Annotated in this window: 19 protein-coding genes; 11 read left to right on the forward strand and 8 right to left on the reverse strand. The window is 60.4% G+C overall.

The annotated features are described in order from the left end of the window. Positions 1-222 precede the first annotated feature (222 nt). Together PMI32_RS24160 and PMI32_RS0128670 are read right to left on the reverse strand one after the other, a co-directional pair. Positions 223-1698 carry an inorganic phosphate transporter gene (locus tag PMI32_RS24160; protein WP_008025627.1) on the reverse strand — a complete coding sequence of 492 codons (1476 nt, stop codon included), beginning with the start codon at positions 1696-1698 and terminating at the stop codon, positions 223-225. Between the two features lie 377 nt (positions 1699-2075). Continuing rightward, positions 2076-2276, reverse strand: a complete 201-nt coding sequence (locus tag PMI32_RS0128670) for a hypothetical protein (RefSeq protein WP_007903846.1) — start codon at positions 2274-2276, stop codon at positions 2076-2078. Between the two features lie 669 nt (positions 2277-2945). On the opposite strand from PMI32_RS0128670, the gene pcaR reads away from it, so the two are divergent. The 11 genes from pcaR (at position 2946) to pcaC (ending at position 13812) form a co-directional block, all read left to right on the forward strand. Then, on the forward strand, positions 2946-3788 hold the full coding sequence (gene pcaR / locus PMI32_RS24155; protein ID WP_008025635.1) for a pca regulon transcriptional regulator PcaR: 843 nt from the start codon (positions 2946-2948) through the stop codon (positions 3786-3788). 127 nt (positions 3789-3915) lie between these two features. Continuing rightward, positions 3916-5262, forward strand: coding sequence for a 4-hydroxybenzoate transporter PcaK (pcaK, locus tag PMI32_RS24150; RefSeq protein ID WP_008025637.1), 1347 nt, complete (start codon positions 3916-3918; stop codon positions 5260-5262). A 268-nt stretch (positions 5263-5530) separates the two neighbouring features. After that, positions 5531-6388 carry a CoA transferase subunit A gene (locus tag PMI32_RS24145; protein ID WP_008025638.1) on the forward strand — a complete coding sequence of 286 codons (858 nt, stop codon included), beginning with the start codon at positions 5531-5533 and terminating at the stop codon, positions 6386-6388. Beyond that, on the forward strand, positions 6388-7167 hold the full coding sequence (locus PMI32_RS24140; RefSeq protein ID WP_008025640.1) for a CoA-transferase subunit beta: 780 nt from the start codon (positions 6388-6390) through the stop codon (positions 7165-7167). The genes PMI32_RS24145 and PMI32_RS24140 overlap by 1 nt, the downstream gene beginning before the upstream one ends. Then, on the forward strand, positions 7164-8369 hold the full coding sequence (gene pcaF / locus PMI32_RS24135) for a 3-oxoadipyl-CoA thiolase (RefSeq protein ID WP_177318873.1): 1206 nt from the start codon (positions 7164-7166) through the stop codon (positions 8367-8369). The genes PMI32_RS24140 and pcaF overlap by 4 nt, the downstream gene beginning before the upstream one ends. Positions 8370-8405: 36 nt before the next feature. Next, entirely contained in the window at positions 8406-9110 is a 705-nt protein-coding gene (pcaH, locus tag PMI32_RS24130; RefSeq protein ID WP_008025644.1) for a protocatechuate 3,4-dioxygenase subunit beta, read from the forward strand. 1 nt (position 9111) lies between these two features. Further along, entirely contained in the window at positions 9112-9678 is a 567-nt protein-coding gene (gene pcaG, locus PMI32_RS24125; RefSeq protein ID WP_008025646.1) for a protocatechuate 3,4-dioxygenase subunit alpha, read from the forward strand. Positions 9679-9875: 197 nt separating this feature from the next. Next, positions 9876-11180: an MFS family transporter gene (locus PMI32_RS24120; RefSeq protein WP_008025647.1), complete on the forward strand. Its 1305-nt coding sequence runs from the start codon at positions 9876-9878 to the stop codon at positions 11178-11180. Positions 11181-11225: 45 nt separating this feature from the next. After that, entirely contained in the window at positions 11226-12590 is a 1365-nt protein-coding gene (locus PMI32_RS24115) for a 3-carboxy-cis,cis-muconate cycloisomerase (protein ID WP_008025649.1), read from the forward strand. An 11-nt stretch (positions 12591-12601) separates the two neighbouring features. After that, positions 12602-13408, forward strand: a complete 807-nt coding sequence (gene pcaD / locus PMI32_RS24110; RefSeq protein WP_008025651.1) for a 3-oxoadipate enol-lactonase — start codon at positions 12602-12604, stop codon at positions 13406-13408. A gap of 11 nt (positions 13409-13419) precedes the next feature. Beyond that, positions 13420-13812 (forward strand): 4-carboxymuconolactone decarboxylase, encoded by a 393-nt coding sequence (pcaC, locus tag PMI32_RS24105; protein ID WP_008025653.1) that lies wholly within the window; start codon positions 13420-13422, stop codon positions 13810-13812. A gap of 137 nt (positions 13813-13949) precedes the next feature. Here pcaC and PMI32_RS24100 read toward each other — a convergent pair whose 3' ends face one another. The 6 genes from PMI32_RS24100 to emhB all read right to left on the reverse strand — a co-directional run bounded on the left by PMI32_RS24100 (position 13950) and on the right by emhB (position 22879). Beyond that, positions 13950-14768 (reverse strand): methyltransferase domain-containing protein, encoded by an 819-nt coding sequence (locus PMI32_RS24100; protein ID WP_008025655.1) that lies wholly within the window; start codon positions 14766-14768, stop codon positions 13950-13952. A 20-nt stretch (positions 14769-14788) separates the two neighbouring features. Beyond that, positions 14789-15166 (reverse strand): DUF1641 domain-containing protein, encoded by a 378-nt coding sequence (locus tag PMI32_RS24095; protein ID WP_008025656.1) that lies wholly within the window; start codon positions 15164-15166, stop codon positions 14789-14791. A 22-nt stretch (positions 15167-15188) separates the two neighbouring features. After that, positions 15189-16379: an NAD(P)/FAD-dependent oxidoreductase gene (locus PMI32_RS24090; protein ID WP_008025659.1), complete on the reverse strand. Its 1191-nt coding sequence runs from the start codon at positions 16377-16379 to the stop codon at positions 15189-15191. A 193-nt stretch (positions 16380-16572) separates the two neighbouring features. After that, positions 16573-17826, reverse strand: a complete 1254-nt coding sequence (locus PMI32_RS24085) for an OprD family porin (RefSeq protein WP_008025660.1) — start codon at positions 17824-17826, stop codon at positions 16573-16575. Between the two features lie 431 nt (positions 17827-18257). Continuing rightward, positions 18258-19718, reverse strand: coding sequence for an efflux RND transporter outer membrane subunit EmhC (emhC, locus tag PMI32_RS24080; protein WP_008025662.1), 1461 nt, complete (start codon positions 19716-19718; stop codon positions 18258-18260). Next, the gene (emhB, locus tag PMI32_RS24075; RefSeq protein WP_008025664.1) at positions 19718-22879 is read right to left on the reverse strand and encodes an efflux RND transporter permease subunit EmhB; all 3162 of its coding nucleotides are present in this window, start codon (positions 22877-22879) and stop codon (positions 19718-19720) included. The genes emhC and emhB overlap by 1 nt, the downstream gene beginning before the upstream one ends. Positions 22880-22882 lie beyond the last annotated feature (3 nt).

The raw sequence follows: 22882 nt of genomic DNA on the forward strand, positions 1-22882 counted from the left end.
GCGAGGCACCGAACGAAAGGGGCAAGAGCCCTTGGTTACTTGGGGCTCTTCCAAGTGACTCGCCGTAAGGGCGAAACCCATAGCGGCCGTTACCCCAGAAATGGATATGTACCCCATCCAACACCGCCCTCCAGCTCGCGTGCTTCGTGGTGCTCACTAAAACGCAGCGATAAAAAAAGGCGCGAACCTCACGGAACGCGCCTTTTTCGTTGCAGCGATGTATCAGCTGGCCAGTGCCTTCGACGCCAGCCAGAACAGGCCGGCCGACAGGCCCACGGTTGCCGGCAGGGTCAGGACCCAGGCCAGCAGGATGGTTTTGACGGTGCCGCCCTGCAGGCCGCTTTTGTTGGCGACCATGGTGCCGGCCACGCCAGAAGACAGCACGTGGGTGGTGGACACCGGCAGGCTGAAGATGTTCGCCATGCCGATCAGGCTCGCCGTCGTGATCTGTGCCGACATGCCCTGGGAGTAAGTCATGCCTTGCTTGCCGATCTTCTCGCCGATGGTCAGTACCACGCGTTTCCAGCCAACCATGGTACCGAGGCCCAGAGCCAGTGCGACCGCCAGGATTACCCAGAACGGAGCGTATTCGGTGGTGGTTGTCAGGTCTTTGCGCAGCTTGTCCAGGTCAGCCTTTTCACGGGCCGCGAGGCTTGGCAGTTTGCTGACTTTCTTGGCCGTGTCGTCCAGGCAGAGCAGGTAGCGACGCACTTCGATGCGGCTTTCCGCCGACAACGAGTGGTAATCGGCCACACCTTTAAGGGTGTCGAGCAGGGCGGAAATGGTCGGTTCGGTCTGTTTCGGGTTGCAACGGAATTTCTCCGGCAGATCGCCTTCCACGCTTTTGCCCAGTGCCAGGAACTCGCCCAGCGTATCGGCATTGCGTTTGTAGAACTGGCTCAGGTGCAGGGTCGCATCGCGAGTCCGTTCGATCTGGTACGTGGTGCTGCCCAGGTCGAGCACGAACTGCGCCGGCACGATACCGATCAGCACCAGCATGATCAGGCCGATACCTTTCTGACCATCGTTGGAACCGTGCACGAAGCTCACGGCCATGGCCGAGATCACCAGCACCAGGCGGTTCCAGAACGGCGGATGCTTCTTGTCGTCGATCTTGCGGCGCTGTTCCGGCGTCTTGTGCATCTTCGACAGCGGACGCCACCATTTAAGGCCGATCAGAATCAGCGCGGCGACCAGGAAGCCGGCCATTGGCGAGAACACCAGGGAGGCACCGATATCGATCGCCTTCTGCCAGTTCACGCCATCGGCCAACGGAATGTCGTTGATCAGGGCGTTGGCCAGGCCGACCCCGAGGATCGAACCGATCAGCGTGTGGGAGCTGGAGGCCGGGATACCGAAGTACCAGGTGCCCAGGTTCCAGGTGATGGCGGCGGCGAGCAACGAGAACACCATGGCCAGCCCGTGACCGGTGTTCACATTGATCAGCAGTTCTACCGGCAGCAGGTGGACGATGGCATACGCCACGCCGACACCGCCCAGCAGCACGCCAAGAAAGTTGAACACACCGGAAAAGAACACGGCCAGATGAGGCGGCATGGCTTTGGTGTAGATAACAGTGGCCACCGCGTTTGCAGTGTCATGAAAGCCGTTGATGAACTCGAAGGCGAGGACAAAGGCGAGGGCGAGCAAGAGGCTCACAAGCACCCAAGCATCCAGTCCGCTGAATAAATCGATCATGAAGGTTTTCTGACCCGGTCATAAGGGGGCGCGATTATGCCAGAAAAGACTGCTAATCGATGCACTAGCTGCTCATCGGTAACATTCTTCAACGAATTAGTTTGCGGAAATAGCCCAGGCGCCGGGTTTTTACCGGGTTTTGCAAGTCGTTGAATTTCTTTGGAAAGCCCGCAGGCACAAGGGTTTCTCTCCTGTAAGTGAGAGGCTTGAACGCTTGTGTGAAATATCTGAGAAGAGGGCCAGACATGAGCCATTTGCCTCATCAGATGGATGAGGAGGCCGCTGCCCGCTCGTAGCGGCCGCGAATGGCAACATCATTGCTTCCCGCTTTTAACGGGGGCAGGCGCGGGCCCTTGAAAGGAATCAGGCCGGAGCAATCATGGCTCTTCGGCTTTGAGTTCCTTTTCCATCTTCTGCAATTCCTGGGAAAAAGCCTGATCCTGAACGGTGGCGCGTTTACGCCAGGGTTTGCGTTCCGGTTCGGGCTGAGCGGCGTAGGTGGTGACTTCCCCGCCGTAAACTTCCTTGTAACGTTGTTCCTGGCGCTCAAGTTCCGCGCGCAGTTCGTCTTTCGTCACAGTGCTACCTGTATGGGTTGAGATTAATTCTGGTAAATCGCGCTGCAGCAAATGCATTGACCACGCTCGCCGAAAGGACAATGCCCGCAAAGGCATCGTTTTACGACACGGCAATCAATACTTCCATGTTGCAGGCGGCCACGGCACCAGAGCAAAACGGCTGACGTAGCATCAGTTTCCTGTTTCAGCGAGCGCGCTGGCGGAGCATATGAAATGAACGACAGGCACTTGCTGCGGGCAGCCGCGATGGAACATCGTGCTGCCGGGTGACGCAATCGGCAAGTAAAAACCGAGGGGTCACTGAGTTGCATTATAGCGGTCGATTTGCAGAACACTATCGTCAAGGAGTTAAAAATGAATGGCAATGTGTGATTGTTTTGTTACTTGAAAGTTTTGCGGTCACTTAGCAGTGATGTCTTTCTGGCGTCATTAAGCCGAACAAGTTAAAGAATACATGAGGTGCTTTAACGGCGGGTTCAAGCAAAGGTAAAACATATAATAGAGGGCGCGAGCCGAAATCTGCACAGCGACTGTCGCGTCCATAGGGCTGATTGCGATTATCGGTCGGCCGTTCGATAATCGCCCGATCTTGGCTGCCTGTGGCTTGTGCGCCGAACCCGGGGCCGCATGTAATAGCCTTCGCCGATCCGTGTGGGAAAAGGACCTGATATGAACGAGCAAATGCGCAATTCCTTCGCTTCAGTAGCGCCGCCGATAGTCGCGTCGCCCGCCAAGCGGATCCAGGCCCTGACCGGCGACCCGGATTTCATGACGTCCCTGGCCCGTGGCCTGGCCGTGGTGCAAGCGTTCCAGGAGCGCAAACGGCATTTGACCATCGCCCAGATCAGTCACCGCACGGAAATTCCCCGCGCCGCTGTGCGACGTTGCCTGCACACCCTGATCAAACTCGGCTACGCCACCACCGACGGTCGCACCTATTCGCTGCTGCCCAAAGTGCTGACCCTCGGCCATGCCTATCTGTCCTCGACCCCGCTGGCGGTGTCGGCCCAGCCTTACCTCGACCGCATGAGCGAGCAACTTCATGAGGCCTGCAACATGGCCACACTGGAAGGCGACGACATTTTGTACATCGCCCGCTCGGCGACCACTCAGCGTCTGATCTCGGTGGACCTGTCGGTGGGCGGACGCCTGCCCGCCTATTGCACTTCCATGGGCAGGATTCTTCTCGCGGCACTGGACGACACGTCGCTGCGCGAATACCTCGATCATGCCGACCTGCAAGCCAAGACCAGTCGCACTCTGCATACCCCCGAAGCGTTGCTCGAGTGCCTGCAGGAAGTACGGCAACAAGGTTGGTGCATCGTCGATCAGGAACTGGAACAAGGCCTGCGCTCAATTGCCGTTCCGGTGTACGACGCTTCCGGGCAAGTGGTGGCGGCGCTCAACGTCAGCACGCACGCCGGCCGGGTCAGCCGCAACGAGCTGGAGCAACGGTTCCTGCCGGGTCTGCTGGCGGCCAGCCGCAACCTCAGCGCCCAGCTGTTTGCCTAAGCTGTTCGGTAATCGCCCAGACTCGCGTTTAACGAATTGACGCACTTTCCCCAGGATCACTAATGTCGCGGCAGCGCCAGCCTAGGCTGGCACCTGTCCGACTGCGTTCTTGCGTGGAATAAAAATAATGAACCAGCCTCAGTCTGCTGTAGGAAACTGCCTCGACGTGCAGTCCTTCATCAATGCTCAACCCATTTCGCGCTACCAGTGGCGAGTGGTGATCCTGTGTTTCCTGATTGTCTTCCTCGATGGCCTCGACACCGCCGCGATGGGCTTCATCGCGCCGGCACTGTCCCAGGACTGGGGCATCGATCGCGCCAGCCTCGGCCCGGTGATGAGTGCGGCGTTGATCGGCATGGTCTTCGGCGCACTGGGTTCCGGCCCGTTGGCTGACCGCTTCGGGCGAAAAGTCGTACTGGTGGGCGCCGTGTTGTTGTTCGGCGCCTTCAGCCTGGCGTCGGCTTACAGCACCAATGTCGATCAATTGCTGGTGCTGCGCTTCCTGACCGGCCTGGGCCTGGGCGCCGGTATGCCGAACGCCACGACGTTGCTGTCGGAATACACCCCGGAGCGCAAAAAATCCCTGCTGGTAACCAGCATGTTTTGCGGCTTCAACCTCGGCATGGCCGGTGGCGGGTTTATTTCGGCCAAGCTGATTCCGGCGTTCGGCTGGCACAGCCTGTTGCTGATCGGCGGAATTCTGCCGCTGATCCTCACCGTCGTTTTGCTGCTCTGGCTGCCGGAATCGGCGCGTTACCTGGTTGTGCGCAATCGCGGCACCGACAAGGTACGCAAGGCGCTGGCGCCGATCGATCCGAGCGTTGTCGCTCAGGCATCCAGCTTCAGTGTGCCGGAACAGAAAACCGTGAAGGCGCGCAACGTGTTTGCGGTGATCTTCTCCGGCACTTACAGCACCGGCACCTTGCTGTTGTGGCTGACCTACTTCATGGGCCTGGTGATCGTTTACCTGCTGACCAGTTGGCTGCCGACGTTGATGCGTGACAGCGGCGCGAGCATGGAGCAAGCGGCGTTTATCGGTGCGCTGTTCCAGTTCGGCGGCGTGTTGAGCGCCGTGGGTGTGGGTTGGGCGATGGACCGGTTCAATCCGCACAAAGTCATCGGCACTTTCTACTTGCTGGCCGGGGTGTTTGCCTACGCGGTAGGGCAGAGCCTGGGCAACATCACGCTGTTGGCAACCCTGGTGCTGGTGGCGGGGATGTGTGTCAACGGCGCGCAATCGGCGATGCCTTCTTTGGCGGCGCGGTTTTATCCGACTCAAGGGCGGGCGACGGGCGTGTCGTGGATGCTCGGGGTTGGTCGCTTTGGCGCGATCCTCGGGGCGTGGATGGGCGCGACGTTGCTGGGGTTGGGCTGGAACTTTGAACAAGTGCTGACGGCGCTGGTGATTCCGGCGGCGTTGGCGACGACGGCGGTGGTGATCAAAGGCATGGTCAGTCATGCGGATGCGACCTGAGTCCGGGTTTCAGAATCTTCAGTGAGTTTGATGGCCTCTTCGCGGGCAAGCCTCGCTCCTACAGGTAGTCACTGAACCTGTAGGAGCGAGGCTTGCCCGCGAAGCTTTTGAGGTCGGTAGCGAGACAACAATCTGTTCGATAAACGAACACTCAGTCGATTATCGGATTGTTTGGCGTTTTTATGGGGCTTACTCTCTAGTCATTCCGGCGCGCGCATCGCGCCTTTTTCTACCACTGTCGGTTCATAACAAAACGGGAGCCTGCCCCATGGCTGAAATCCTTTCGCTGCACGACGCGGTGAAGCAATTCGTTAACGACGGCGATACCGTTGCGCTCGAAGGCTTCACTCACCTGATCCCTACGGCGGCGGGTCATGAAATCATTCGTCAGGGCAAGAAAGATCTGACGCTGGTACGGATGACGCCTGACCTGATCTACGACCAATTGATCGGCGCCGGTTGTGCTCGCAAGCTGATTTTCTCCTGGGGCGGCAACCCGGGCGTGGGTTCGCTGCACCGTCTGCGTGATGCGGTCGAGAAGCAGTGGCCGCACCCGCTGGAAATCGAAGAACACAGCCACGCCGACCTGGCGAACGCCTACGTCGCTGGTGCCTCCGGCCTGCCGTTCGCGGTGCTGCGTGCCTACGCCGGTTCCGACCTGCCGAAGGTCAACCCGCTGATCAAATCCGTTACCTGCCCGTTCACCGGCGAAGTGTTGGCCGCTGTGCCTTCGGTGCGTCCGGACATCACCGTGATCCACGCGCAGAAAGCCGACCGTAAAGGCAACGTGCTGCTCTGGGGCATCCTAGGTGTGCAAAAAGAAGCCGCACTCGCCGCCAAGCGTTGCATCGTCACCGTCGAAGAAATCGTCGACGACCTCAACGCACCGATGAACTCCTGCGTGCTGCCGACCTGGGCGTTGAGCGCTGTCTGCCATGTTCCCGGCGGTGCGCATCCGTCCTACGCCCACGGCTACAACGAGCGTGACAACCGTTTCTACCAGGCCTGGGACCCGATTGCCCGCGATCGTGAAACCTTCACCGCGTGGATCAACGAGTACATCCATGGCTGCGCTGACTTCAGCGAGTTCCAGGCCAAGCTGGCCGCTGCTTCGGAGGCGAAGTAATGACTTACACCACCAATGAAATGATGACCGTTGCCGCCGCTCGCCGACTGAAGAACGGTTCGGTGTGCTTCGTTGGAATCGGCCTGCCGTCGAAAGCGGCCAATCTGGCGCGGCTGACGTCCTCGCCGGACGTGGTCCTGATCTATGAATCGGGTCCGATCGGTGCCAAGCCGAGTGTATTGCCGCTGTCGATTGGTGACGGTGAACTGGCGGAAACCGCTGACACCGTCGTCCCGACCGGTGAGATTTTTCGCTACTGGTTGCAGGGCGGGCGCATCGACGTCGGTTTTCTCGGTGCCGCGCAAGTGGACCGCTTCGGCAACATCAACACCACGGTAGTCGGCGATTATCACGCACCGAAAGTGCGTCTGCCGGGCGCCGGTGGCGCGCCGGAAATCGCCGGTTCGGCCAAAAGCGTGTTGATCATCCTTAAACAGTCGTCGCGTTCCTTCGTCGACAAGCTCGACTTCATCACCTCGGTCGGCCATGGCGAGGGCGGCGATTCGCGCAAGCGTCTGGGTCTGCCGGGCGCCGGTCCGGTCGGCATCATTACCGACCTGTGCATCATGGAACCGGAAGCGGGCACCCATGAATTCGTGGTCACGGCGTTGCACCCTGGCGTGACCCGCGAGCAAGTGGTTGCGGCCACCGGTTGGGCGATTCGTTTCGCCGACACTGTTGAGCACACCGCCGAGCCGACCGAGGTTGAACTCAAGGCACTCAGGGATCTGGAAGCCCGCACCGCTGCCGCCCACGGCCAAGCACCCGGAGAAGCGTGATGCGTGACGTTTATATCTGCGACGCGATTCGCACCCCCATCGGCCGTTTCGGCGGTGGCCTGTCGGCGGTTCGCGCCGACGACCTGGCTGCCGTGCCGATCAAGGCCTTGATGGAGCGCAACCCGTCGGTGGACTGGAACGCCGTGGACGAAGTGTTCCTCGGCTGCGCCAACCAGGCCGGTGAAGACAATCGCAACGTGGCGCGCATGGCGCTGCTGTTGGCGGGCCTGCCGGAAACCATTCCGGGCGTGACCCTCAATCGCCTCTGCGCTTCGGGCATGGATGCCATCGGCACCGCGTTCCGCGCCATCGCCAGCGGTGAAATGGAACTGGCGATTGCCGGCGGCGTCGAGTCGATGTCCCGCGCACCGTTCGTGATGGGCAAGGCCGATGCGGCGTTCTCGCGCAACATGAAGCTGGAAGACACCACCATCGGCTGGCGTTTCATCAACCCGTTGATGAAAGCGCAATACGGTGTCGATGCGATGCCGCAGACCGCCGATAACGTGGCGGACGATTATGAAGTGTCCCGTGAGGATCAGGACGCGTTTGCCCTGCGCAGTCAGCAGCGGACAGCCGCCGCGCAAGCTGCAGGATTTTTCGCGGAAGAAATCGTCGAAGTGCGGATTGCCCACAAGAAGGGTGAAACCGTCGTCAGCCAGGACGAACATCCTCGCGCCGACACTACGCTGGAAACCCTGGCCAAACTGAAACCGGTCAACGGTCCCGACAAAACCGTCACCGCCGGCAATGCGTCGGGTGTGAACGACGGCGCGGCGGCACTGATTCTGGCCTCGGCCGAAGCGGTGAAGAAACACGGTTTGACCGCTCGCGCCAAAGTGCTGGGCATGTCCAGCGCCGGTGTCGCACCGCGTGTCATGGGCATTGGCCCGGTGCCGGCGGTGCGCAAGCTGACCGAACGCTTCGGCCTGGCGGTCAGCGATTTCGATGTGATCGAACTCAACGAAGCCTTCGCCAGCCAAGGCTTGGCGGTGTTGCGTGAACTGGGTCTGGCGGACGACGCGGCGCAGGTCAACCCCAACGGTGGCGCCATTGCCCTGGGCCATCCGCTGGGCATGAGCGGTGCGCGCCTGGTGTTGACGGCGTTGCATCAGCTGGAAAAAACCGGTGGCAAGAAAGGTCTGGCGACCATGTGCGTCGGCGTTGGCCAGGGTCTGGCCTTGGCCATCGAACGGGTCTGACCCACAGCAGTGACAATAAGAACTGAGGAAAGCGAAATGACTGACAAGCCTGGTTACCGTCGCCCGCAGGAAGGCACCCAGCCGGAGTACCTGCACCCGACTTATCAATCCACTAACTTGCGCTCACCGTCGAAGCCGTTGGTGTTTTTGCCTCATTCGTTGTCGGAAATTACCGGTCCGACCGTCGGCGCCGAACGCGTCAACGAGAATGACAATGACCTGACCGCCCAGCACAAGGGCGAGCCGCTGGGCGAGCGCATCATCATTCACGGCCGCGTACTGGATGAAAACGGTCTGCCGGTGCCGGGGATTCTGGTGGAGATCTGGCAGGCCAACGCCGCCGGTCGCTACAACCATGCCCGTGACCTGCACGACGCGCCACTGGACCCGAACTTCACCGGCACCGGCCGCACCGTGACCGACGCCGATGGCTGGTATCAATTCCAGACCATCAAGCCCGGCGCTTACCCGTGGGGCAACCACCACAATGCCTGGCGTCCGGCGCACATCCATTTTTCGCTGTTCGGGCCGAGCATCCTGACGCGCCTCGTCACGCAGATGTATTTCCCCGGCGACCCGTTGCTGGCGTACGACCCGATCTACAACTGCGTGCCCGATACCAGCGCCAAAGAGCGCTTGATCGCCAGTTTCGACCTGGAAAAAACCATCCCTTCCTATGCCCTCGGTTACCGCTGGGACATCGTATTGCGCGGCCGCGACGCCACGCCGATGGAGAAATAAGATGACGCTGACTGCGACCACGTCCCACACCGTCGGGCCGTATTACCACATCGGCCTGACCTGGCTGAACCGCGAAAACCTGACCGTCGAACAAACCCTGGGCGAGCGCGTGGCGATCACCGGGCAAGTCATCGATGGCAACGGTGACATCGTCAACGATGCGATGCTGGAAGTCTGGCAGGCCAACGCCGCCGGCAAGTACGACCATCCCGAAGACGATCAGGCCAAACCGCTGGACCCGAACTTCGAAGGCTTTGGCCGGATCCCGGTGGATGCCGAAGGGCGCTTCCGCTTCACCACGATCAAGCCGGGCACGGTGGAAGGCCTGAAAGGTTCGACCCAGGCGCCACACCTGGTGGTGCTGGTGTTTGCCCGCGGGCTGGTGAAGCACTTGCTGACGCGGATTTACTTTGATGGCGAGCCGGCCAACGTCGCGGATCCGTTGTTGGAGTGCGTGCCAGCCGAACGCCGCAATACCTTGCTGGCGAAGCAGGATGCGACCGGTGTTTATCAGTGGAATGTGATTCTGCAAGGCACGGATGCGGAGACGGTGTTCTTCGATTATTGATAACACCACAAATCCCTGTAGGAGCCAGCTTGCTGGCGATGGTCGTTAACGATGACGCGTATTCATGGGTTATCCGCGTCGCTCTTGCGTTCATCGCTGGCAAGCCAGCTCCTACAGGGGGATCTGTATTGCTTGTGTGGAACGGGACTGTTGCAAAGTGTGTCTAGACTCTCACTGTCCCCATTGAGTGAAAAACAATGACAACGCCAATCGCTTCAACCGCGCTATACACCGGCGAAGAGCGCAGCAAACGGATCTTCGCGATTGTCGGCGCCTCGTCCGGCAACCTCGTCGAATGGTTCGACTTCTACGTCTACGCCTTTTGCGCGATCTATTTCGCCCCTGCCTTTTTCCCGTCCGATAACCCGACGGTGCAGCTGGTCAACACCGCGGGCGTGTTTGCCGCCGGGTTCCTGATGCGCCCGATTGGCGGCTGGATTTTCGGTCGCGTCGCGGACAAGCACGGGCGCAAGAATTCGATGCTGATATCGATTCTGATGATGTGCTTCGGTTCGTTGCTCATCGCCTGTCTGCCGACCTACAAGGACATCGGCGTCTGGGCGCCGATCATGCTGCTGTTCGCCCGTTTGCTCCAGGGCCTGTCGGTGGGCGGCGAATACGGCACCACCGCCACCTACATGAGCGAAGTGGCCCTCAAGGGCCAACGCGGCTTCTTCGCCTCGTTCCAGTACGTCACGCTGATCGGCGGGCAACTGCTGGCGGTGTCGCTGGTGGTGGTGCTGCAACAGTTCCTCACCGAGGATGACCTGCGTGCCTACGGCTGGCGGATTCCGTTCGTGGTCGGTGCCATGGCGGCATTGGTTTCGCTGTACCTGCGTCGCTCGCTGAAAGAAACCACCAGCAAGGAAATGCGCGAGAACAAGGACGCCGGCAGCATTCGCGCGCTGTTCCGCGACCATAAGGCCGCGTTCATTACCGTGCTCGGTTACACCGCAGGCGGCTCGCTGATTTTCTACACCTTCACCACGTACATGCAGAAGTATCTGGTGAACACCGCCGGCATGCATGCCAAGACCGCCAGCTACATCATGACCGGCGCGCTGTTCCTTTATATGTGCATGCAGCCGATCTTCGGCATGCTCTCGGACAAGATCGGCCGCCGGAACTCGATGCTGTGGTTTGGCGCACTCGGCACGCTGTGCACCGTGCCGATTCTGCTCAGCCTGAAAAGCGTCACCAGTCCGTTCCTGGCCTTCGTGCTAATTACCCTGGCGCTGGCGATTGTCAGTTTCTACACCTCGATCAGCGGTCTGGTAAAAGCCGAAATGTTCCCGCCTGAGGTGCGTGCATTGGGTGTTGGCCTGGCTTACGCGGTGGCGAATGCAATATTCGGTGGCTCAGCGGAGTATGTAGCCTTGAGCCTCAAAGCGGTCGGCATGGAAAACTCCTTCTACTGGTACGTGACGTTGATGATGGCGATAGCGTTCCTGTTCAGCCTGCGTCTGCCCAAACATGCGAAGTATCTAGAAAACGACCTTTGATCCACACCCGCGGGCCCAAGCGGCCCGCGCCTCCAGGGACTGTTTATGAACCAGCGACCGGGCAATCAATTGTTCGATGCCTATTTCACTGCGCGCGATATGCGCGAGGTGTTTTGCGATCAGGGCCGGGTTCAGGCCATGCTCGATTTCGAAGCGGCGCTGGCCCGCGCCGAGGCGCATGTCGGGTTGATTCCGCAGACGGCGGTGGCGCCTATCGAAGCGGCTTGCCGCGCCGGGCATTACGATTTCGCCGCCCTCGGCGAGGCGATTGCCACGGCCGGTAATTCGGCGATTCCGCTGGTGAAAGCGTTGGGCAAACAGATCGCGACCACCGATGCCGAAGCCGAGCGCTATGTGCATCTGGGCGCCACCAGCCAGGACGTGATGGACACCGGCCTGGTGCTGCAATTGCGCCGGGCGCTGGAACTGATTGAGAGCGATCTGGCGCAACTGGGCGAAACCCTTTCAACGCAAGCCCAGCGTTATGTCGCCACGCCGTTGGCCGGTCGCACCTGGTTGCAGCACGCAACGCCGGTCACCTTGGGCATGAAGATCGCCGGATGGCTGGGCGCCGTCACCCGCAGCCGTCAACGCCTGCAAGAACTCAAACCGCGCCTGCTGGTGCTGCAATTCGGCGGCGCCTCCGGGACCCTCGCGGCCCTCGGTGCGCAAGCGCTGCCGATTGCCGACGCGCTGGCCACGGAGCTGCACCTGACGTTGCCCGACCAACCGTGGCACACGCAACGCGACCGCTTGGTGGAGTTCGGTTCGGTGCTGGGATTGATCGCCGGCAGCCTCGGCAAGCTCGGTCGCGACATCAGCTTGTTGATGCAAACCGAAGCAGGCGAAGTGTTCGAGCCCTCGGCGCCGGGCAAGGGCGGTTCGTCGACCATGCCGCACAAACGCAACCCGGTGGGCGCCGCCGTGCTGATCGGCGCTGCAACACGGGTTCCCGGTCTGCTCTCGACCCTGTTCAGTGCGATGCCGCAAGAGCACGAGCGCAGCCTCGGCCTGTGGCATGCCGAGTGGGAAACCCTGCCGGAGATTTGCTGCCTGGTGTCCGGCAGCCTCAAGCAGGCATTGCTGGTGGCAGACGGACTGGAAGTGGACGCCGAACGCATGGCCCGCAACCTCGACCTGACCCAAGGCCTGGTGCTGGCCGAAGCGGTGAGCATCGTTCTCGCGCAACGGGTCGGCCGCGACACCGCGCATCATTTACTGGAGCAGTGCTGCAAGCGCGCCGTGGCCGAGCAACGGCATTTGCGCACGGTGCTGGGCGACGAGCCGCACGTGACCGCCGAACTCTCGGCCGCTGAACTCGATCATCTGCTGGACCCCGCTCACTACCTCGGACAGGCCCGTACCTGGGTCGAGCGAGCGGTGGCTGAACATTCTGCGTTAAGTGCCTGAAGGAGACTGCTGTGGCTTTCGTACAACTCGCCGAGGGCGAACTGCATTACCAAATTGAAGGGCCGCAACTCGATGGACCGGACGATGCACCGGTGCTGGTGCTGTCCAACTCGCTGGGCACCGACCTGCACATGTGGGACGCGCAAATTGCCGCGTTCACCGAGCATTTCCGGGTGCTGCGTTTTGATACCCGTGGCCACGGCAAATCCCTGGTCACGCCGGGGCCTTACAGCATCGAGCAACTGGGCCGAGACGTGCTGGCGCTGCTGGATGCGTTGCACATTGAGAAGGCACATTTCTGCGGTTTGTCGATGGGCGGCTTGATCGGCCAGTGGCTGGGCATCAATGCCGGTGATCGATTGAACAAACTGGTGGTGTGCAACACCGCCGCGAAAATCGGCGACCCGTCGATCTGGAACCCGCGCATCGAGACCGTGCTGCGTGACGGCGCGGCGGCCATGGTTGCGCTGCGCGATGCATCGATCGCGCGCTGGTTTACCCCGGACTTTTCCGAGGCCAATCCGGCGGCGGCGAAACGGATTACCGACATGCTCGCGGCCACTTCGCCGCAAGGTTACGCAGCCAATTGCGCTGCCGTGCGCGATGCCGATTTCCGTGATCAGCTGTCCTCGATCAAAGTGCCGCTGCTGGTGATCGCCGGCACCGAAGACGCGGTGACGCCGCCGTCCGGTGGGCACTTCATCCAGGAACATGTGGCAGGTGCCGAGTACGCCGAGTTCTACGCGGCGCACCTGTCCAACGTGCAGGCCGGCGATGCGTTCAGTGATCGCGTTCTCGCTTTTTTGCTGGGCCATTGAGGGGAAAATCCGTGGACGAGAAACAACGTTACGACGAGGGCATGAACGTCCGTCGCGCAGTCCTCGGCGACGCCCATGTCGACCGCAGCCTGAACGCGCTGACCGAGTTCAATTCGGAGTTTCAGGAGATGATCACCCGCCACGCGTGGGGCGACATCTGGACCCGTCCTGGCCTGCCGCGCCATACCCGCAGCCTGATCACCATCGCCATGTTGATCGGCATGAACCGGGAGGGCGAACTCAAACTGCACCTGCGTGCCGCCGCCAACAATGGCGTGACCCGTGGCGAGATCAAGGAAGTGATCATGCAGAGCGCCATCTACTGCGGCATCCCGGCGGCGAATGCGACGTTTCATTTGGCCGAGTCGGTTTGGGATGAGTTGGGCGTCGAGTCCCGGGAATAGACCAAACGCCACAAACCTGTAGGAGCCGGCTTGCTGGCGATTTGGACGACGCGGTTTGTCAGGCGGATCGCGTCGATCCTATCGCCAGCAAGCCGGCTCCTACAGGATTTGTGTTGCCGGGTGGATCTGGACTGTATTCAGACGGTCGCGACGATGAATATGCGTTTGAACGGAAACAGCGTTCGCCCGTCGCTCTCCGGCGGGTAATGCGCGTGTATGCGCATCAGGTAGTGGTAGATGAAGCGTGCCTGTTCGTCGGGCTTGAGTCCCTGCATCACTGGTCGCAGCGCCGAGACCTTGACCCAGTCATAGATCGGCGATTGGCCGCAGACCACCTGCAATTGCTCGGTCTCCCAGATGTCCAGGGTTTCGGTGATCGGGGCGAGCAAGCGGTAGTAATCTTCCAGCGACATGAGTGTTCGTGCGGCCATGGCCTCGCGCAGTTGCGCCGTGCCTAACGGTTGGCCGCACGCCCCCGCGTCTTCCAGCGTGTCGAGCACCAACCGATACCACAAGGCATCCCGCCAGTCGGGCATGTGCGCTGCCAGGCAACCGCCTGGGTTGAGCTGCCTGAGCAGTCGCGGCAGCAGTTGATGGTGATCCTTGATGAAGTGCAAAACGGCGGCGGCGAACAGCAGGTCTGCTGGCTGTTCGGGCTGCCAGTCGAGCAGGTCACACTGTTTCCACAGCGCCTTGATGGGCAGAAGGCGGGCTTCGTCGAGCATTTGTCCGGAGCTGTCGATGCCCTGCAACTGCGCGCGAGGCCAACGCTTGGCCAACAGTTGCGTGGCGATGCCGGTGCCGCACCCCAGGTCATAAATGCGTTGGGGTGATTTGAGTTCGACACGACCGAGCAATTCATTGACCGGTCGTTGCCTGAGACGCGAAAACTGCTGGTACGCCTTGGCGTCCCAGTGCGTGCAGGCGCTCCCTGCCTTATCAAGTTTGACGCTCATGAGGTGGTCCTCTCTGGCGGTTACAGTTGTCTTCCGATGACGTTCAGGGTTTTCAGGACAACAGCCACACCTTTGCGCGTGTCCGGCTCGTTCAGCAGTTTGATCAAGGCGTAGACCCCCGGTGGTTCCGGGGCGGCGGCGACTTCGGCGTGGGCCATGCGCACGGCGTTACTTAAAGTCCAGGTGGTTGCGGTAGCGTTTTCGAGCAACCGCGCCAGTTTTTCCACCATGGCCGCGTCCAGCAGGTCGACCATGTCCGAGGTCAACGAGAGCAGATCGACAAGGTTATCCAGTCGCCCGCCATCGATCAGTGGTTGCAGTTTTGCCATCAAGGCCTTGAGCCCCTCCGACCTGTCGGCCGTGCCGATGGCGAGGGTTTCATCTGTCAGGTTTGTCATTGCATTTTCCTCCCTGAGCCCGTCACAGCATGCCCCGGGCAACCAACCAGTACAGGCCATGATTGAAGCCGTGTCTGAGCAGGCCACCGAGTTTGGTCGGTGGAGTTGGCAGAACGTCGCACGCGTAGTTGTACCAAAGCGGCATGCCGGCACAGAGGCCCATTTGTGCGACGGCCTGAACCCGTCCGTCGTAGACATCGATGGGACCACCGAGGCGGATTTCAGCGGTAATGTTGTTGGCGATCACCGGTGCCTGGTTATGGCATGCGCCACCGGCCTTGCTCACCGGTAGATCGACGGTGTCGCCGATCACGTAGACGTTTTCCAGGTCGTAGACTTTCAGGGTTTCATGATTGGTGGGCAGCCAGCCTTCGTTATTGGGCGCTTGTGACGCTCCGGACTCGAGCACGGCATCCACGGCGCGGATCGGCGGCGTTGCCATCAGGATGTCGTAGGACTGCGCGTCGCCTTCTGCGGAGTAGGCGATTTTGCTGTCGGGATCGACACGATCCAGGGTGAACCCACGCTGAAAACGGATGTTTTTCTGCTCGAAAATACTCGGCAGAATTTCCCCTGTCGGTCGTTGCAGGAACAGGCAGTTACGCAGTAACTGAGCGGTTGTCGGGTAGGTGTAGATAATTTCCACTTTGTCTCGCACACCCCGACGCCGCAAATAATCATCGAGCATCAAGGTGGTTTCGACGGGCGCGATACCGCATTGATGCGGCACGTTGGGCGTTTGCGGGAAGGACACGGTAATGAAGATCCGGCCTTTTTCGATGGTGCTCAGCTTCTGCGCCAGTTGCCGGGCCGGGTCGTATTGATAGAAGTGGTCGCCGCCTTCTTTCAAACCTTCGATGCGTTCCGGGGCGGGCACGCAACCGGTGGCGATGACCAGATAATCGTAGTCGTAGACTTTGCCGCTGCGCGTCTTCAGGCGTTGCCCAGGGAAATCGAAACGCGTCACTTCTTCAACGTTGAAGGTGATTTCCGGGCGTAGCAATGAGCGTTCCGGGCGTTTGAGTTCTTCCTGAAAAAACAGGTTGAACGCCACGTACATGAACGCAGGTTTGTAGAAGTGATCGGGGGAGTTGGACAGCAGGGTAATCAGGACTTCGCCGCGCAGGATTTCTGGATACAGCTTGTTGACCAGTTGATTGGCCAGCATGGTTCCACCGACGCCGCCACCGACGATAACTATTCGCTTGCTCATACCTGACCTCCGTGGTCATGGCAGCTTCGCGTACAGCATCCGGAGATAACGGAAGAAAATGGGGGCTCCTACATCAGGCTGGAGAACTTGAACGCCTTGATGACTGTATCTGCGGTTCTGCAATTCGCCAGTTCATCGCGACCAGTGGTCAGCGCCAGCGTTTCCCACAAGGAGTCAACGCTGGCGCTGAGGCTTACAACAAACTGATCGGGTAGCTGATGATCAACCGGTTCTCGTCGAACTCGTTGTTGCTGTAATCGCGGCGCATGGTCGAGTTGCGCCATTTGACGTTCAGGTCTTTCAGCGCACCGCTCTGCACGGTGTAGCCCAGTTCACTCTCGCGGCCCCATTCCTTGCCGTCGGTGATGGTGCCGGTGTGTACGTTTTCGCCGCTGATGTAGCGGTTCATCAGGGTCAGGCCCGGTACGCCGAGCGCGACGAAGTTGTAGTCGTGACGTACTTGCCAGGATTTTTCCCGCGCGTTGTCATAGCTGGAGTTGTAGCTGTCGTTGGCCAGGGTGCCGCCGCTGGTGCCGTTGACGCGCATCCAGGCGCTGTCGCCGGTGAGTTTTTGCAGGCCGACGTAGAAGGTGTTGCCGCCGTACTTCGCGGAAAGCATTCCCGACCAGGTCTTGTTGTCCAGATCGCCGGCGCGGGCGCTGCCGTCTTCCTTGCCGTAGAAGAAACCGAGGTTGGCGCCCAGGGTCCAGTCGCCGACGGGTTGGCTGTGGGTCAGGTTGACGAATTGCTGGCTGTAGATGTCCTTGAGTTCGGCGTTCCACAGGCCGATCTGGGTGCGCTTCTCGTTGAACAGGTATTCGCCGCCCTGGAAGTTGAAGCGGTCGGAGGTGAACGCCGCTTTGCCGGTCATCGACATGTCGTTCATGCTGCTGTCGTCACGCGGGCTGTTCTGGCGGAACTGGCCGCCGTAGAGCGTCAGGCCGTTGATTTCCTTTGAGGTGATCTGACCGCCACGGAAGGTTTGTGGCAGCGAGCGCCCATCGTCCGAACGCAGGATCGGCAGCACCGGCATCCATTCGCCGACCTTCACTTCGGTCTGCGACAGCTTGGCCTTGAACGCCACGTTGGTGCGACCGAAGTTGTCCGCCGGGCGACCATCGTGGTCCAGCGGCAGCAACTGCGTACCGCCGGTGCCTTTACCGCCGTCGAGTTTTACCGAGTACAGCCCCAGCACATCCATGCCGAAGCCGACGGTGCCTTGGGTGAACCCGGATTTGGCGTCGAGGATGAAACTTTGCGTCCACTCTTCAGCCTTGCCTTGTGCCTTGGTCGGGTTGGTGAAGTTGCGGTTGATGTAGAAGTTGCGCAGGTTCAGGTTGACCTTGGCCCCTTCGACAAAACCCGCCTCTTCGGCCGAGGCGGGCAGGGCGACGCCGGCCAGTGCGAGGGCGATCAGGCTGGGAACGAAATAAGTGGAAGGCGTCATGGGCTCGGTCTCTCTAATTCTTGGAGATGAAACGGGGCGATGCCGCAACCGTCCGGTTGCAGACAAAAAGATTCGAATTCAAATGAAACGGGGCGAGATCAGCCGGACAGGGCGGGGCGCGGGGGCATGGTGTCGAACCTGTTGTTATTGGTTTTGTGTGGCGAATGGTGCGGGGAATGAACTGGATGGTTCAATTGGTAAAAGCGGGTTTTGGGCGATTATCGAACCGAGATTGCCTTGGATTGTGTGTTGGCATGCCGGCCCCATCGCGAGCAGGCTCACTCCCACAAAGAACCGCATTTCTTCTGCAAGAGCTCGGTTAACTGTAGGAGTGAGCCTGCTCGCGATGGGGCCGTAACAGACACCACAACTTTTCCAGCAGCCAACAAAAAGCCCACCAAACGGTGGGCTTCGTGTTTACAGCAACTCGATCAAAACAACTTCAGCTTCGGCGCTTCTTCTTTCAGCGGCTCGACTTTCGCAGTCTGCTCGTTCCAGCCACCGCCCAGTGCCTTGTACAGATTCACGGCGCTGGTCAGTTGCGCCAGGCGGTCGGTGATCAGCGCCTGTTGCGCACTGAACAGCTGACGCTGGGCATCGAGGAAGGTCAGGTTGCTGTCGACGCCAATGCGATAACGACGCTCCGCCAGACGGTAGTAGTCCTGGTTGGCGGTGACGAAATCACGCTGGGCCTGCAACTGCTCGGTGTAGGTCTGGCGGGCGGCCAGGCCGTCGGCGACTTCCTGGAAGGCCGTCTGAATGGACTTCTCGTAGTTCGCCACGCCGATGTCTTTCTGGATTTTCGAGTAATCCAGGCTGGCGCGCAGGCTGCCGGCGTTGAAGATCGGCAGGTTGATCTGCGGCTGGAACAACCACGTGCCCGAACCACCCTTGAACAGACCGGACAGGTCAGGGCTCAACGTACCGGCATTGGCGGTGAGGCTGATGCTCGGGAAGAACGCTGCGCGCGCCGCGCCGATGTTGGCGTTGGCCGCTTTCAGGTTGTATTCGGCTTGCAGAATGTCCGGACGACGTTGCAGCAGGTCCGACGGCAGGCCGGGCGGTACATCGCTCAGCAAATCGTCAGACAGCGGCCTGGCTTCTCGAAGATTGGCCGGGATGCCGGTGCCGAGCAGCAGCACCAGGCTGTTTTCGTCCTGGGCCACCTGACGCGTGTAACGGGCCAGTTGCGCACGGGCGTTTTCTACCGAGGTGCGCGACTGCGCCAGGTCCAGCGCCGAGGCTACGCCCACTTCGTTGCTGCGCGCGGTGAGCTTGTAGCTCTCCTCGAACGCAGCGAGGGTGTCCTGAGTCAGCTTGCGCAGCTCTTTGTCGGCCTGCCAGGTCAGGTAGGCATTCGCCACGCTGGCCACCAGGCTGATTTGCGTGCTGCGACGGCCTTCTTCGGTGGCGAAGTACTTTTGCAGGGCTTCTTCGTTCAGGCTGCGAACCCGACCAAACAGGTCGAGTTCATAGGCGCTGATGCCGACGGTGGCCGAGTAGGAACTGGTGATGCCTGCCTGACCGCTCTGTGAAGCGTCAGCCGGAACCCGCTGGCGACTGCCGGTACCGTTGGCCGAAACCGCCGGGAACAGGTCGGCACGCGAGATGCGGTACTGCGCCGCGAACGCGTCGATGTTCAGCGCCGCGACACGCAGGTCACGGTTGTTTTCCAGGGACAGCTGGATCAGCTGCTGCAGTGCCGGGTCATGGAAAAACTGCTTCCAGCCCTGTTCGGCGGCAGCCTGGCTCGGCGCCTGGGCCGGCGAATACGCCGGGCCTTGCGGGAACTGGGCGGCCACCGGTGCTTCAGGCTGCTGATAATCGGGTATCAGCGAGCAGCCGCTCAGCACGAAGGCCGCGACTGCGATGGAGAGTAGCGACTTGCTCATTAGCCAGCCTCTTTAGAAGGTTCAATAGCGTCGTCCTGATCGGCGATTTTTCGCTGACCCATGGCCGACACGGTGACGAAGAACAACGGGACCCAGAAGATCGCCAATACGGTGGCGGTGATCATACCGCCAATTACCACGGTACCGATGGCGTGTTGGCTGCCCGAGCCGGCGCCGCTGGAAATGGCCAGCGGCACCACGCCGAGAATGAACGCCAGGGAGGTCATGATGATCGGGCGCAAACGCATGCGACAAGCCTCGATGGCAGCCTCCTGCAAGCTCTTGCCCTGTTCATGCAGATCCTTGGCGAACTCGACGATCAGAATGGCGTTTTTCGCCGCCAGACCGATGGTGGTCAACAGACCCACGAGGAAGTACACGTCGTTGGACAGACCCCGCAGGCTGGTGGCCATCAACGCACCGATAATCCCCAGTGGCACCACGAGCACGACGGCAATCGGAATCGACCAGCTTTCATACAACGCCGCCAGGCACAGGAACACCATCAGAATCGACAGCGCGAACAGCGCAGGCGCCTGGGAGCCCGCCAGTCGTTCTTCATACGACAGACCGGTCCAGGAAATACCGACACCGGCCGGCAGTTTCAGGGCAAGCGCCTCGACTTCGGCCATGGCTTCACCGGTGGAATAACCCGGGGCAGGGGAGCCGAGGATTTCCATCGCTTCTACGCCGTTGTAACGGGCCAGTTTTGGCGAACCGTAAATCCACTCACCCTTGGCAAACGCGGTGAAGGGAACCATGGTCCCGGTGCTGTTGCGCACGTACCACTTCTTCAGGTCTTCAGGGCTCATACGCGCGCCGGGCTGGCCTTGCACGTAAACCTTCTTCACACGACCACGGTCGATGAAGTCGTTCACATAGCTACTGCCCAAGGCAATCGACAGGGTGTTGTTGATGTCGGCGATGGTAACGCCCAGCGCACTGGCCTTCTCATCGTCGATTTCCAACTGGAATTGCGGCTCGTCGTTCAGACCGTTCGGGCGCACTTGCGCCAGCACTTTGCTCTGCGCCGCCATGCCGAGGAACTGGTTACGGGCAGCCATCAGCTTTTCGTGACCGATACCGGCGCGGTCTTGCAGGAACACGTCGAAACCGGTGGCGTTACCCAGCTCCAGCACCGCTGGCGGTGCGAACGCGAACACCATGGCGTCACGGAAGGTGAAGAAGTGCTGTTGGGCACGGGCCGCGACCTTGAACACGTTGTTGTCGGCGTTACGTTCGTGCCACGGCCTCATCATGATGAACGCCATACCCGAACTCTGGCCACGGCCGGCGAAGTTGAAGCCGGTCACGGTAAACACCGAGTTCACCGCATCGCCTTCACCGCCATCCTTGCTTGGGCGCAGCAGGAATTCACGCATCTCGTCCACGACGACCTGAGTGCGCTGGGCAGTCGAGCCGGCCGGGGTTTGTACTTGAGCAAACAGTACGCCCTGGTCTTCCTCCGGGAGGAACGAGGATGGAATACGCATGAACAACCAGATCATGCCGACGACGATGATCACGTAGGCCAGCAGGTACGGCGCCTTGTTGCGCAGAATGTTGCCGACGCCACGCTCGTAGCTTTTCACGCTACGGTCGAAGTTGCGGTTGAACCAGCCGAAGAAACCGCGTTTCGGCACGCCGTGCTCGCCCTTGGGAATGGCTTTGAGCATGGTGGCGCAGAGCGCCGGGGTGAAGATCAGCGCGACCAGTACCGACAGGGCCATGGCGGAGACGATGGTGATCGAGAACTGCTTGTAGATCACACCCGTGGAACCGCCGAAGAACGCCATCGGCAACAGTACCGCCGAGAGCACCAGGGCAATACCGACCAGCGCACCCTGGATCTGCCCCATGGATTTCTTGGTGGCTTCCTTGGGTGACAGGCCTTCTTCGCTCATGACCCGTTCGACGTTTTCCACCACGACGATGGCATCGTCCACCAACAAGCCGATGGCCAACACCATACCGAACATGGTCAGGGTGTTGATGCTGAAACCGAACGCCGCGAGGATGCCGAACGTACCCAGCAATACCACCGGGACTGTCATCGTGGTGATGACGGTGGCGCGGAAGTTCTGCAGGAACAGGAACATCACCAGGAACACCAGCACGATTGCTTCGACCAGGGTTTCAACCACACCCTTGATCGACTCGGTCACCACTGGCGTGGTGTCGTACGGGAACACCACTTCCATCCCTTGCGGGAAGAACGGCTTGAGGCTGTCGATGGTCTTGCGCAGGGCTTTCGCGGTGTCGAGGGCGTTGGCACCGTTGGCCAGTTTCACCGCCAGGCCGGAAGCCGGGGCGCCGTTGAACTGGGCGTTGATGCTGTAGTTCTCGCCACCCAGACCGACGTCGGCGACATCTTTCAAGCGAACCTGGGAGCCGTCCTTGTTGACCTTGAGCAGGATTCTGTTGAATTGCTCAGCGGTCTGCAGGCGGGTCTTGCCGATGATTGTCGCGTTCAACTGAGTGCCGGGCAGGGCAGGCAGGCCGCCGAGCTGGCCGGACGATACCTGGACGTTTTGCGCGGCGATGGCGGTTTTGACGTCGATCGGGGTCAGGTTGAAGTTGTTCAACTTGGCCGGGTCGAGCCAGATACGCATGGCGTACTGGGAACCGAACACCTGGAAGTCGCCCACGCCGGCTGTCCGCGAGATCGGATCCTGCATGTTGGACACGATGTAGTTGGACAGGTCGTCCTTGGTCATGCTGCCGTCACGCGAGACCACGCCGATCACCAGCAGGAAGTTCTTCACGGCCTTGGTCACGCGGATACCTTGCTGCTGTACTTCTTGCGGCAGCAGCGGGGTGGCCAGGTTCAGTTTGTTCTGGACCTGAACCTGCGCGGTATCGGAGTTGGTGCCTTGCTCGAAGGTCGCGGTGATCGTCATGGTACCGTCGGAGTTACTTTCCGAGGACACATAACGCAGGTTGTCGATACCGTTGAGCTGCTGCTCGATCACCTGAACCACGGTGTCTTGCACGGTTTGCGCGGAAGCGCCCGGGTAGGCCACGGAAATGGCGATCGCCGGAGGCGCAATGCTCGGGTACTGGTTGATCGGCAACTTGAGGATCGATAGAGCCCCGACCAGCATGATCACCAGGGCAATTACCCAGGCGAAAATCGGACGGTCGATAAAAAATTTCGACATGGT

The sequence above is a fragment of the Pseudomonas sp. GM60 genome (genome assembly GCF_000282415.1).
GTDB lineage: Bacteria > Pseudomonadota > Gammaproteobacteria > Pseudomonadales > Pseudomonadaceae > Aquipseudomonas > Aquipseudomonas migulae.